19 protein-coding genes are annotated in these 11,101 nt (G+C 68.1%); all 19 read right to left on the bottom strand.

Features of this window, described 5'->3' with window-relative positions; genetic code table 11:
* On the bottom strand, positions 1–353 hold a 353-nt coding region (locus E7Z54_RS19700), incomplete at its 3' end, for an FHA domain-containing protein (RefSeq protein ID WP_136436423.1).
* Between the two features lie 17 nt (positions 354–370).
* Positions 371–1,408 carry a TerC family protein gene (locus E7Z54_RS19705; RefSeq protein ID WP_136436424.1) on the bottom strand — a complete coding sequence of 346 codons (1,038 nt, stop codon included), beginning with the start codon at positions 1,406–1,408 and terminating at the stop codon, positions 371–373.
* A gap of 188 nt (positions 1,409–1,596) precedes the next feature.
* Positions 1,597–2,742, bottom strand: coding sequence for an isochorismate synthase (locus tag E7Z54_RS19710; RefSeq protein ID WP_136436425.1), 1,146 nt, complete (start codon positions 2,740–2,742; stop codon positions 1,597–1,599).
* 10 nt (positions 2,743–2,752) lie between these two features.
* Entirely contained in the window at positions 2,753–3,586 is an 834-nt protein-coding gene (gene map / locus E7Z54_RS19715) for a type I methionyl aminopeptidase (RefSeq protein ID WP_206056419.1), read from the bottom strand.
* A gap of 14 nt (positions 3,587–3,600) precedes the next feature.
* Positions 3,601–4,176 carry an adenylate kinase gene (locus E7Z54_RS19720; RefSeq protein WP_136436427.1) on the bottom strand — a complete coding sequence of 192 codons (576 nt, stop codon included), beginning with the start codon at positions 4,174–4,176 and terminating at the stop codon, positions 3,601–3,603.
* Positions 4,177–4,180: 4 nt separating this feature from the next.
* On the bottom strand, positions 4,181–5,494 hold the full coding sequence (gene secY / locus E7Z54_RS19725) for a preprotein translocase subunit SecY (protein WP_136436428.1): 1,314 nt from the start codon (positions 5,492–5,494) through the stop codon (positions 4,181–4,183).
* 184 nt (positions 5,495–5,678) lie between these two features.
* Positions 5,679–6,119: a 50S ribosomal protein L15 gene (rplO, locus tag E7Z54_RS19730; RefSeq protein ID WP_136436429.1), complete on the bottom strand. Its 441-nt coding sequence runs from the start codon at positions 6,117–6,119 to the stop codon at positions 5,679–5,681.
* Between the two features lie 2 nt (positions 6,120–6,121).
* On the bottom strand, positions 6,122–6,310 hold the full coding sequence (gene rpmD / locus E7Z54_RS19735) for a 50S ribosomal protein L30 (protein ID WP_136436430.1): 189 nt from the start codon (positions 6,308–6,310) through the stop codon (positions 6,122–6,124).
* A complete protein-coding gene (gene rpsE, locus E7Z54_RS19740; RefSeq protein ID WP_136436431.1) occupies positions 6,310–6,951 on the bottom strand; it encodes a 30S ribosomal protein S5 in 642 nt (213 codons plus the stop codon). The genes rpmD and rpsE overlap by 1 nt, the downstream gene beginning before the upstream one ends.
* A 25-nt stretch (positions 6,952–6,976) precedes the next feature.
* On the bottom strand, positions 6,977–7,360 hold the full coding sequence (gene rplR, locus E7Z54_RS19745; protein WP_136436432.1) for a 50S ribosomal protein L18: 384 nt from the start codon (positions 7,358–7,360) through the stop codon (positions 6,977–6,979).
* Positions 7,361–7,362: 2 nt separating this feature from the next.
* The gene (rplF, locus tag E7Z54_RS19750) at positions 7,363–7,902 is read right to left on the bottom strand and encodes a 50S ribosomal protein L6 (protein ID WP_136436433.1); all 540 of its coding nucleotides are present in this window, start codon (positions 7,900–7,902) and stop codon (positions 7,363–7,365) included.
* Positions 7,903–7,923: 21 nt separating this feature from the next.
* Positions 7,924–8,328, bottom strand: coding sequence for a 30S ribosomal protein S8 (rpsH, locus tag E7Z54_RS19755; protein ID WP_136436434.1), 405 nt, complete (start codon positions 8,326–8,328; stop codon positions 7,924–7,926).
* Positions 8,329–8,414: 86 nt separating this feature from the next.
* Positions 8,415–8,600, bottom strand: a complete 186-nt coding sequence (locus E7Z54_RS19760) for a type Z 30S ribosomal protein S14 (RefSeq protein ID WP_011757321.1) — start codon at positions 8,598–8,600, stop codon at positions 8,415–8,417.
* Between the two features lie 11 nt (positions 8,601–8,611).
* Positions 8,612–9,190 carry a 50S ribosomal protein L5 gene (gene rplE / locus E7Z54_RS19765; protein WP_240769799.1) on the bottom strand — a complete coding sequence of 193 codons (579 nt, stop codon included), beginning with the start codon at positions 9,188–9,190 and terminating at the stop codon, positions 8,612–8,614.
* A 1-nt stretch (position 9,191) separates the two neighbouring features.
* Positions 9,192–9,587, bottom strand: a complete 396-nt coding sequence (rplX, locus tag E7Z54_RS19770) for a 50S ribosomal protein L24 (RefSeq protein WP_240769800.1) — start codon at positions 9,585–9,587, stop codon at positions 9,192–9,194.
* Positions 9,587–9,955 (bottom strand): 50S ribosomal protein L14, encoded by a 369-nt coding sequence (gene rplN, locus E7Z54_RS19775; protein WP_136436435.1) that lies wholly within the window; start codon positions 9,953–9,955, stop codon positions 9,587–9,589. Before rplN ends, rplX begins: the two co-directional genes overlap by 1 nt.
* A gap of 93 nt (positions 9,956–10,048) precedes the next feature.
* Complete coding sequence (rpsQ, locus tag E7Z54_RS19780) at positions 10,049–10,327, bottom strand: 30S ribosomal protein S17 (RefSeq protein ID WP_136436436.1); 279 nt, start codon at positions 10,325–10,327, stop codon at positions 10,049–10,051.
* Positions 10,327–10,566: a 50S ribosomal protein L29 gene (rpmC, locus tag E7Z54_RS19785; RefSeq protein ID WP_136436437.1), complete on the bottom strand. Its 240-nt coding sequence runs from the start codon at positions 10,564–10,566 to the stop codon at positions 10,327–10,329. The genes rpsQ and rpmC overlap by 1 nt, the downstream gene beginning before the upstream one ends.
* Positions 10,566–10,985, bottom strand: coding sequence for a 50S ribosomal protein L16 (gene rplP, locus E7Z54_RS19790; RefSeq protein ID WP_136436438.1), 420 nt, complete (start codon positions 10,983–10,985; stop codon positions 10,566–10,568). The genes rpmC and rplP overlap by 1 nt, the downstream gene beginning before the upstream one ends.
* Positions 10,986–11,101: the final 116 nt, after the last annotated feature.

Raw genomic sequence — 11,101 nt, forward strand, 5'->3', positions numbered from 1 at the left:
GCCTGGTGCGGCGCCGACGCCTGGACCGGAGGGGCGGGTGTCGGTGGGCCCGGCGCCTGCGGGGCGGTCAGGACCGTCACCACGACCGGCTCCCCCACCGGTCCCCCGAGGTGCAGGCTCACCGGGCCGCCCCTCAGCGGCAGCCGGGTGATCTGTTGGCCGGCGACGAAGGTGCCGTTGCTGCTCGCGTCGACGACGACCCAGGTCTCGCCCTCGACCTGGACGAACGCGTGGTGGCGCGACGCCCGCGCGTCGGTGACCGGGACGTCGCAGTCGAGCTCACGGCCGATCACGACCCGGGGACCGTCGAACGTCCTGGTCGTGCCCGCCCACTGCACCTGGAGTCGGTCCACGTCGGAACCCTAGGCGATCAGCGCCAGTCGGGACCCGCGGTGTCGTCGACCTCGTCCATCTCCAGCTCCGGCACGTGGGCCTTGGCGCCGCGACTCGAGCTCCACAGGCTGCCGACCGCCGTGACCACCAGGGTCACGATGATCACGCCCAGGCTGAACAGCGACGAGATGTCCGGCGCGGCGGTGACGTGGTGCCCGTCGTTGATGAAGGGCAGCTCGTTCTCGTGCAGCGCGTGCAGCACCAGCTTGACGCCGATGAAGGCGAGGATGAACGCCAGACCGAGCGAGAGGTAGACCAGCTTCTGGAGCAGCCCGCCGAGTAGGAAGTAGAGCTGCCGCAGGCCCATCAGGGCGAACACGTTCGCGGTGAAGACGAGGTACGGCTCCTGGGTGATGCCGAAGATCGCCGGGATCGAGTCGAGCGCGAACAGGATGTCGGTCACGCCCAGCGCGATGATCACGATGACCATCGGCGAGACGAAGCGGACGCCGTTCTCGTGGTACCAGAGCTTCAGGCCGTGGTACGCCTCGCCGACCCGCATGTGGGTGCGGGCGAACTTCACGACCGCGTTGTCCTCGGGGTGCTCGTCCTCGTGGCTGCCGTAGGACTTCACGAGCTTGAACGCGGTGTACACGAGGAAGGCGCCGAAGATGTAGAAGACCCAGCTGAAGTTCTGGATCAGGGCGTAGCCGAGGGCGATGAAGATGCCACGGAACACCAGCGCCAGCACGATGCCGACGAGCAGAGCCTCCTGCTGGTACTTCCGCGGCACCTTGAGCGCCGCCATCAAGATGATGAAGACGAACAGGTTGTCGATGGAGAGCGAGTACTCCGTCAGCCACCCGGTGTAGAACTCCACGCCGTAGGCGGTGCCGTGATGGAGCAGGATGAAGAGGCCGAACGCGACTGCCGCACCGACGTAGAACGTCAGCGCGACGGCGCACTCCTTCATCGTCGGCTCGTGCGGGTCGCGCGCGATGACCGCGACGTCGAAGAGCAGTACGCCGACGGTGGCGGCGATGGTGATGGCCCATTCCAGGGTGGTGACGTCCACAGGCAGAGTTCCTTCGTGAGGGTAGGAGGATCGCCCGAGGTCTCTTCCGCCGCCTGCCTCGTCGGGCTGCGACCTGCGGGACCGGAACGGACGTCGTCGTCCGCTCGTGATGACGAGCCCGCAGCGAAGGAGTACTCCCCTCTGGTGGCCACATCCTCCCATGGCTCCCCTGCGGGGCCCGAATCGGCTCAGGGCAGGCCGGTCACCCGCGACATCGTGGCGAGCTTGGCGCCGGTCTCACGCACCTCCGAGGCCGGGTCGGAGCCGGCGACGATGCCGGCGCCTGCGAAGAGCCGCAGCCGGTTGCCGTCGATCACCGCGGCGCGGATGGTCACGGCGAACTCGCCGTTGCCCTCGCCGTCGACCCACCCGACGCAGCCGGCGAAGTAGTCGCGCAGGTCGCCCTCGAGATCGGCGATCACCTGGTTGGCCGCCGCGGTCGGCACTCCGCCGACCGCCGGCGTGGGGTGCAGCAGCTGGGCGAGGTGGAGCGCGCTCAGGCCCTCCTCACCTGCGGCGAGGCGGGCCCGGATCGGCGAGGCGAGGTGCCAGACGGTGTCGGTGGACAGCAGCTCCGGCGCCGCCGGGTGCTCGACCTCGACACAGACCTCCTTCAGGGCGTGCACGATCGCATCGACGACGAAGGCGTGCTCCGCGAGGTCCTTCGCCGAGTCGAGCAGGGCGCGGGCCCGGCGATCGTCCTCCGCGGGGTCCTCCGAGCGCGGCACCGACCCGGCCAACGGGGTGCACGTGATCAGGGTGCCCTCGCGCCTCACCAGCAGCTCGGGGCTGGCGCCGAGCAGTACCGGGCCACCGTCGGGACCGTCCTCGGCGTCCGCGCCGATCAGGGGGATGCTGAACACGTAGCGGCCGGGGCGGGTGACCAGCAGCCGGTCGATGATCTCGGCGGGCGCCAGGGGCGGGTCGCTCACCACGTCGAGGCAGCGTCCCAACACCACCTTGCGGAGGGTGCCGTCCTCGATCTTGGCCAGCGCGGCCTCGACCATGCCTGCGTACTCCTCGGCCGCAGGGAACTCGGTGACCTGGTAGGTCCGCTCGGCGCCGGCGCGGGAGCCGGCGGGGCGTCGGAGGGCGTGCTCGGACCCGATCACCTGGTGCGCCAGCCCCGGCGCACCGGGCGCGAAGGACAGCGCCGCCAGCGCCCTCTCACCGGGCGCCAGGGCCGCGACGATCGCGTCCGCCCACGCGCGGTCGGCACCGTCCGGGGTCTCCCAGGTGCGCAGGACCCGGCTGGCGACGTACGCCTCCTCGCCGGAGGCGAAGAGCAGCGGACGAGCGGCCAGGGCTGCAGGGGTGATCGGTTCCCGCGCCACGTGGCTCAGCCTAGTCCTCGCCCCCGTACGGCGCGCCGAGCTCGGCCAGCCGGGCGCGGCCGCCGTCCTCGGCGGTGAGGACCCAGGCGCCGTTCTCGGTGAGCGCGAAGGTGTGCTCGTAGTGCGCGGCCCACGACCCGTCCGAGGTGACCACCGTCCACTGGTCGTTGGCCACGTCGGTCTCGAACGTGCCGAGCGTGACCATCGGCTCCACGGCCAGCGCCAGCCCGGGCTTGAGCCGAGGCCCCCTGCCTGCGCGGCCGTAGTTCGGCACGTCCGGCTCCATGTGCATCGAGCTCCCGATGCCGTGGCCGGTGTAGCCCTCGACGATCCCGTACTCGGTGCCGTCGGCCTGGTCGTTGACGTAGGACTCGATCGCGTGCGAGATGTCCCCGACCCGCCCGCCGAGCCGAGCGGACGCCAGGCCCCGCCACAGCGACTCCTCGGTGACCCGCATCAGCTCGGCCACGTCCGGGCGGACCTCGCCGACCGCGACCGTGATCGCGGCGTCGCCGTGCCACCCGTCGACGATGGCGCCGCAGTCGATGGAGACCAGGTCGCCCTCGGCGAGCACCTGGGCTCCCGGGATGCCATGCACGACCTGGTCGTTCACGGAGGTGCAGATGCTGCCGGGGAAGGGCGGCTCGCCGTACCCGAGGAACGACGGGACCGCACCCTGGTCGCGGATGGTCTCCTCCGCCAGGGCGTCGAGGTACGCCGTGGTCACCCCGGGCCGTACGGCGGCACGGAGCCGCTCGAGCGTGCGACCGACGACCAGGCCGGCCACGCGCATCGCGCGGACCTGCTCCAGGCTCTTGATCTCGAGCCGGTGGTCGCCGAACAGCACGCGGGCGGCGGTCAGCTCTGGGGCACGGAGTCGAGCGCGGCGAAGATCCGTTGCTGGACCTCGTCGATCTCTCCCATGCCGTCGACCTCGACCACGAGGCCGCGGGTCGCGTACACCGCGATCAGCGGCTCGGTCTCCTCGGCGTAGACCTCCAGGCGGCGGCGGATGACGTCCTCGGTGTCGTCGGCACGACCCTCGATCTCGGCGCGCCTGAGGAGCCGCTCGACGACCGCCTCCTGGTCCACCGTCAGGCAGAGGACGGCGTCGAGCCGGTGGCCGGTCGCCGCGATCATGGCGTCGAGCTCCTCGACCTGCGCGACCGTGCGCGGGTATCCGTCGAGGAGGAAGCCGTCCTGGGCGTCCGCCTCGGCGATCCGGTTGCGCACCATGTTGTTGGTGACCGCGTCGGGGACGTACTCCCCGGCGTCCATGTAGCGCTTGGCCTCGACGCCGAGCGGCGTGCCCTGCGCGACGTTGGCCCGGAAGATGTCGCCGGTCGAGATCGCCGGGACGCCGAAGTGCTCGGCGACGGCCGTCGCCTGGGTGCCCTTGCCGGCCCCAGGGGGGCCCATGATGAGAAGACGCATAGCGCTACCGCAGGAATCCTTCGTAGTTGCGCTGCTGGAGCTGGCTCTCGATCTGCTTCACCGTGTCGAGGGCGACACCGACCATGATCAGGATGGACGTACCACCGAACGGGAAGTTCTGGTTGGCGTCGATCAGCACGAACGCGATCAGCGGCACGAGCGAGATCACACCAAGGTAGAGAGCGCCCGGCAGGGTGATGCGGGAAAGGACGTAGGACAGGTAGTCCTGGGTCGGCTTGCCCGCCCGGATTCCGGGGATGAAGCCGCCGTACTTCTTCATGTTGTCGGCCACCTCTTGCGGGTTGAAGGTGATCGACACGTAGAAGTAGGTGAAGAAGATGATCAGGCCGAAGTAGGCGGCCATGTGGATTGGGTGCCCCTGGTCGACGAGGTACTCGTTGACCAGGCGGATGAACCGGTTCGGGTCGTTCTGGTTGAACTGCACCGCCATCGCCGGCAGGTAGAGCAGCGAGGAGGCGAAGATGACGGGGATGATGCCGGCCTGGTTGACCTTCAGCGGGATGTAGGTGGAGCTGCCGCCGAACATCTTGCGGCCCACCATCCGGCGGGCGTACTGCACCGGGATCCGGCGCTGCGCCTGCTCGATGAAGATGACCGCCCCGACGATGACGAGACCGATCGCGATCACGATGCCGAACGTCCACCAGCCCTGGCTGATCTTGACCTGCCACAGCGACGCGGGGAACGTCGCCACGACCTGGGTGAAGATCAGGATCGACATACCGTTGCCGATGCCGCGCTCGGTGATCAGCTCACCGAGCCACATGATCACCGCGGTGCCGGCCGTCATGGTCACGACCAGGACGAGGAACGTCTTGGTGTCGTCACTGTGCAGCAGGGGGAACTGCGTGTTGTCACAGCCCTGCAGCAGGTTGCCGGTGCGCGCCAGGGCGACGATGCCAGTCGCCTGGAGCACGGCGAGGCCCAGCGTGAGGTACCGGGTGTACTGCGTGATCTTCGTCTGGCCGGCCTGACCCTCCTTCTTGAGGGCCTCCAGCCGCGGGATCACCACGACGAGCAGCTGCAGGATGATGCTCGCGGTGATGTACGGCATGATGCCGAGCGCGAACACGGTCAGCTGGAGCAGGGCACCGCCGGAGAACAGGTTCACCAGGCTGTACAGGCTGGCGTTCTCGCCACCCTGGACGACGTCGATGCACCGCTCGACGTTGGCGACATGCACGCCCGGAGCTGGAATCTGCGAGCCGGCCCGGAAGATGACGATGATCATCAAGACGAACAGCAGCTTGCGCCGCAGGTCCGGAGTCCGGAAGGCGTTCACGAACGCGCTGAGCACTCAGTCCTCTTTCCTACTGGTGGCCGCATCCTGGGGGACGGCACGGGAGCGGGCCCGATCTGGCCGAGCGGCCGCCGGAAGCCTAACAGGCAGTCCGTGACGGCTGGTGACGATGTGGGACCGGAACCGTGAGGGGCGCGGCCGCCGGCTGCTGCCGGTCGCCGCGCCCCTCACGTTCAGGCACTCACAGGACCGTGACGGTCCCGCCAGCGCCTTCGATCTTCTCCTTGGCCGAGGTCGAGAACGCGTTCGCGCTCACGGAGACCTTGACCGAGAGCTCACCCTGGCCCAGCACCTTGACGGGCTGGCCCTTGCGCACGGCGCCACGGGCGACGAGCGTCTCCGGGGTGACATCGCCACCATCGGGGAAGAGCTCGTTGATCTTGTCGAGATTGACGACCTGGAAGGTCACCTTGAACGGGTTCCGGAAGCCCTTCAGCTTCGGGAGCCGCATGTGCAGCGGCATCTGGCCACCCTCGAACGCGACCGGCACCTGGTAGCGGGCCTTCGTGCCCTTGGTGCCACGGCCGGCGGTCTTGCCCTTGGAGCCCTCACCGCGACCCACACGGGTCTTGGCGGTCTTGGCACCCGGGGCAGGGCGCAGGTGGTGGAGCTTCAGCGTCATTGTCACTCGCCTCCGACGACCTCGACCGTCACCAGGTGACGGACGGTGTGGACCATGCCCCGGATCTCGGGACGGTCCTCCTTGATCACGACGTCGCCGATCCGCTTCAGGCCAAGGCTGCGCAGGGTCTCGCGCTGGTTGGCCTTCGTGCCGATCTTCGACTTGGTCTGCTGGACCTTCAGCTGTGCCATCAGACCGTCACCGCCTCGGGGCCACCCTTGGCGGCGGCCGCAGCGGCCTCACCCTCGGCCTTGGCCTTGAGCAGTGCCGCCGGGGCGACGTGCTCGACGGGCAGACCACGACGCGCGGCCACGGCCTCCGGCTGCTCCAGCATCTGGAGCGCCGCGACGGTCGCGTGCACGATGTTGATCTGGTTCGACGAGCCCAGCGACTTGCTGAGCACGTCGTGGATGCCGGCGCACTCCAAGACGGCGCGCACCGGGCCACCGGCGATGACACCGGTACCGGGGGCGGCCGGCCGCAGGAACACGACTCCGGCAGCCTTCTCGCCCTGGACCGGGTGGGGGATGGTGCCCTGGATACGGGGGACGCGGAAGAAGTTCTTCTTCGCCTCCTCGACGCCCTTGGCGATCGCCGCAGGCACCTCCTTGGCCTTGCCGTAGCCGACGCCGACCAGACCGTCGCCGTCACCGACGACCACGAGGGCGGTGAAGCTGAAGCGTCGACCGCCCTTCACGACCTTCGCGACGCGGTTGATGGCGACAACTCGCTCGACGTACTGGCTCTTGTCGGCGCCGCCGCGGCCGCCGTCACGGCCACCACGGCCGCCACGGTCGCCGCCCGAACGCTGTCCGCGCTGGGGTCCGCTCATGATTTCTCCTCAGTCCTGTTCGCGGTCAGAAGGTCAGGCCGCCCTCGCGGGCGCCATCTGCCAGGGCCGCGATGCGACCGTGATACTTGTTGCCGGACCGGTCGAAGACGACCGACTCCACGCCGTTCTCCTTGGCGCGGGCAGCGACCAGCTCGCCGACCTTCTTGGCCTTGGCGGTCTTGTCGCCCTCGAACGAGCGAAGATCGCCCTCGAGGGTCGAGGCAGACGCCAGGGTCTTGCCGACCAGGTCGTCGACGACCTGGGCGGTGATGTGCTTGGACGACCGGGTGACCACCAGGCGCGGACGCTCGGCGGTGCCGGAGATCTTCTTGCGACCACGGACCTGGCGACGCAGTCGCGAGGACGCGCGCGTCGAGAGGTTCCGCTTGTGCTTGAGGGTGATCGCCATGGTCACTTACCAGCCTTTCCGACCTTGCGGCGGACGTGCTCGCCGGAGTACCGGACACCCTTGCCCTTGTACGGCTCGGGCTTGCGCAGCTTCCGGATGTTGGCGGCGACCTCGCCGACCAGCTGCTTGTCGATGCCCTGCACTCCGAGCTTCGTGGGGCCGTCCACCTGGAAGGTGATGCCCTCGGGAGCGTCGAAGATGATCGGGTGCGAGTAGCCGAGCTGGAACTCCAGCTGGGTCGGGCCCTTGGACAGGACGCGGTAGCCGACGCCCACGATCTCGAGCTTCTTCTCGTAGCCCTCGGTGACACCGACGACCATGTTGTTGATCAGCGTGCGGGACAGGCCGTGGAGCGACTTGGAGACCCGCTCATCGTCGGGGCGCTGGACGTCGAGGACGCCGTCACCCTTCTCGACGGTGATCGGGGGAACCACGGTGTGGCTGAGGGTGCCCTTGGGACCCTTGACCGTGACGGTGGCTCCGTCGATCTGGACATCCACGCCCGCGGGGACCGGGACGGGGAGCTTGCCGATGCGCGACATTCTTCTCTCTCCTTTCCCTTGTCACCAGACGTAGGCGAGGACTTCCCCACCCACGCCCTTCTGGTTGGCCTGGCGGTCGGTCAGCAGCCCCTGGCTCGTCGAGATGATCGCGACGCCGAGGCCACCGAGGACCTTGGGGAGCCCGGTGCTCTTCGCGTAGACGCGCAGGCCGGGCTTGCTGATGCGACGCACGCCGGCGATCGAGCGCTCGCGGTTGCGGCCGTACTTGAGCGTGATGGTCAGCAGGCGGCCGACGCCGTTCTCGTTGTCGGCCACGCTGAAGGAGGTGATGTAACCCTCCTGCTTGAGGATCTCCGCGACGCCTTCCTTGAGCTTGCTGTACGGCATCGTCACAGCGTCGTGGTACGCCTGGTTGGCGTTGCGCAGACGCGTGAGCATGTCTGCGATCGGGTCAGTCATCGTCATGATGTGTTTCCTTCTGCTGTGGTTTCCGCCTGCTCGTCGAGCGACGGACCTTCAGCGGTTGTACTGAAACTTGAGTGAGGTCCTGATCACCAGGAGGACTTGGTGACGCCGGGCAGCTCGCCGCGGTGGGCCATCTCCCGCAGGCAGATCCGGCACAGGCCGAACTTGCGGTAGACCGCCTTGGGACGGCCGCACCGCTGGCAGCGGGTGTAGCCCCGAACCGCGAACTTGGGCTTACGGGCGGCCTTGACCTTGAGCGCAGTCTTCGCCATGTGAGTTCTCCTTACCGCTCCGCGAACGGGAAGCCGAGCTGCTTCAACAGCGCCCGTCCCTGCTCGTCGTTGGTCGCCGTGGTGACGATGGTGATGTCCATGCCCCGCTGACGATCGACCTTGTCCTGGTCGATCTCGTGGAACATGACCTGCTCGGTCAGACCGAAGGTGTAGTTGCCGCGGCCGTCGAACTGCTTCGGCGAGAGACCGCGGAAGTCGCGGATTCGCGGAAGGGCCAGGGACAGCAGGCGGTCGAGGAACTCCCACATGCGGTCGCCGCGGAGCGTGACGTGGGTGCCGATCGGCATGCCCTCGCGCAGCTTGAACTGCGCAATGGACTTGCGGGCCTTGGTCACGGCCGGCTTCTGGCCGGTGATCGCGGTGAGGTCGCGGATCGCGCCCTCGATCAGCTTCGAGTCACGCGCAGCCTCGCCGACGCCCATGTTGACCACGATCTTCACCAGACCGGGGACCTGCATGACGTTGGGGATCTCGAACTCGGTCCGCAGGGCCGGGAGGATCTCCTCGCGGTACTTCGTCTTGAGCCGGGGGGTGACCTTCTCGGCCACATCGACAGTGCTCTCGGACACTTTAGATCTCCTTCCCGGACTTGCGGGAGATACGGACGCTGCGCGTCGAGGTGTACTCCGAGCCGTCAGGGCGACGCTTGGTCACCTCGACCCGCTTGTAGCCGACCTTGGTCACGCCGTCGTCCTCGACCAGCATCACGTTGGACACGTGAATGGGGGCCTCGGTGGTGATGATCCCGCCAGTGTTGCCGGCGCGACCGCCCTGGTCGACGACCTTGGTGTGCTTCTTGATCCGGTTGACGCCCTCGACGATCACGCGCTGCTCCTCGCGGATCACCTTGATGATCTTGCCCTCGGCGCCCTTGTCCTTGCCGGCGATGACCTTGACGGTGTCGCCCTTCTTCACGTGCAGGTTGGGCTTCTTGCGAACCTGCTCGGACTTCTTGCGGACAGCCATCACAGCACCTCCGGCGCCAGCGAGATGATCTTCATGAACTTCTTCTCCCGCAGCTCGCGGCCCACCGGGCCGAAGATGCGGGTACCGCGCGGCTCGCCGTCGTTCTTGAGGATCACGGCGGCGTTCTCGTCGAAGCGGATGTAGGACCCGTCGGGCCGACGGCGCTCCTTGACGGTGCGCACGATGACGGCCTTGACGACGTCACCCTTCTTGACGTTGCCACCGGGGATCGCGTCCTTGACGGTGGCGACGATCGTGTCGCCGATCCCGGCGTAGCGACGACCGGAGCCGCCGAGCACGCGGATGCAGAGGATCTCCTTCGCACCGGTGTTGTCGGCGACCTTGAGTCGCGACTCCTGCTGAATCATCAGTTTCTCCTATGTCGTGCCGGTTCTCGCCGCCTCAGCGGGCGACGAGCCTGGCCGAACGATGTGCCGAACTTTCGGGCTTCGCCCGGGGGCTTACTTCGCGCGCTCGAGGATCTCCACCACGCGCCAGCGCTTGGTCGCCGACAGCGGGCGGGTCTCCATGATCAGGACCCGGTCGCCGACGCCGCAGTCGTTCTGCTCGTCGTGAGCCTTCAGTCGGCTCGTGCGACGCAGGACCTTGCCGTACAGCGGGTGCTTCACGCGGTCCTCGACGGACACGACCACGGTCTTGTCCATCTTGTCGCTGACCACCAGGCCCTCACGGGTCTTGCGGGCGTTGCGGTCGACCTTGGTCTCGGTCTCCTCGGCCATCACTTCTCACTCTCCTCGGCGCCCGGCGCAGTGCGGATGCCGAGCTCGCGCTCGCGCACCACGGTGTAGATCCGGGCGATGTCCTTCTTGACCGTGCGGAGCCGACCGTGGCTCTCAAGCTGACCGGTGGCCGCCTGGAACCGCAGGTTGAACAGCTCCTCCTTGGCCTCGCGCAGCTTGGCCTCGAGGTCGACGTCGTTGAGCTCGTCGAGCTCGAACGCCTTCAGGCTCTGGCTCATCAGAACTCACCAGCCTCTCGGGTGATGAAGCGGCACTTCATGGGCAGCTTGTGGATGGCCCGGCGCATCGCCTCGCGGGCGACGTCCTCGGACACACCGGACAGCTCGAACATGACGCGACCGGGCTTGACGTTGGCGATCCACCACTCCGGCGAACCCTTACCGGAACCCATCCGGGTCTCGGCCGGCTTCTTCGTCAGGGGACGGTCCGGGTAGATGTTGATCCACACCTTGCCGCCACGCTTGATGTGACGGGTCATGGCGATACGTGCGGACTCGATCTGGCGGTTGGTCACGTAGTGACCCTCGATGGCCTGGATACCGAACTCACCGAACGCGAGCGTGGTGCCACCCTTGGCCGCACCCCGACGCTTCGGGTGGTGCTGCTTGCGGTGCTTGACGCGACGCGGCATCAACATGGGGTCAGCCCTCCTGGGTCTCTGCCGGGGTGACGGCCTGCGCGGTGTCGCCGCCGGCCGGCGCCTCGGTCACAGCCGGAGCGTCGCCGCCGCGGTCCGCGCGGGTCGGACGGTCG

The sequence above is a fragment of the Nocardioides sp. genome, assembly GCF_004803405.1.
Lineage (GTDB): Bacteria > Actinomycetota > Actinomycetes > Propionibacteriales > Nocardioidaceae > Nocardioides > Nocardioides vastitatis.

Bases quoted from the DNA above. Each gene is read 5' to 3' on its own strand.
- rpsH (WP_136436434.1), bottom strand. From the start codon at position 8,328: ATGACGATGACTGACCCGATCGCAGACATGCTCACGCGTCTGCGCAAC.
- rplR (WP_136436432.1), bottom strand. From the start codon at position 7,360: ATGGCGATCACCCTCAAGCACAAGCGGAACCTCTCGACGCGCGCGTCC.
- rpsQ (WP_136436436.1), bottom strand. From the start codon at position 10,327: ATGGCCGAGGAGACCGAGACCAAGGTCGACCGCAACGCCCGCAAGACC.
- E7Z54_RS19720 (WP_136436427.1), bottom strand. From the start codon at position 4,176: ATGCGTCTTCTCATCATGGGCCCCCCTGGGGCCGGCAAGGGCACCCAG.
- rplX (WP_240769800.1), bottom strand. From the start codon at position 9,587: ATGGCTGTCCGCAAGAAGTCCGAGCAGGTTCGCAAGAAGCCCAACCTG.
- rpmC (WP_136436437.1), bottom strand. From the start codon at position 10,566: ATGAGCCAGAGCCTGAAGGCGTTCGAGCTCGACGAGCTCAACGACGTC.
- rplF (WP_136436433.1), bottom strand. From the start codon at position 7,902: ATGTCGCGCATCGGCAAGCTCCCCGTCCCGGTCCCCGCGGGCGTGGAT.
- rplP (WP_136436438.1), bottom strand. From the start codon at position 10,985: ATGTTGATGCCGCGTCGCGTCAAGCACCGCAAGCAGCACCACCCGAAG.
- rpsE (WP_136436431.1), bottom strand. From the start codon at position 6,951: ATGAGCGGACCCCAGCGCGGACAGCGTTCGGGCGGCGACCGTGGCGGC.
- E7Z54_RS19760 (WP_011757321.1), bottom strand. From the start codon at position 8,600: ATGGCGAAGACTGCGCTCAAGGTCAAGGCCGCCCGTAAGCCCAAGTTC.
- rplN (WP_136436435.1), bottom strand. From the start codon at position 9,955: ATGATTCAGCAGGAGTCGCGACTCAAGGTCGCCGACAACACCGGTGCG.
- rplO (WP_136436429.1), bottom strand. From the start codon at position 6,119: ATGACGCTGAAGCTCCACCACCTGCGCCCTGCCCCGGGTGCCAAGACC.
- rpmD (WP_136436430.1), bottom strand. From the start codon at position 6,310: ATGGCACAGCTGAAGGTCCAGCAGACCAAGTCGAAGATCGGCACGAAG.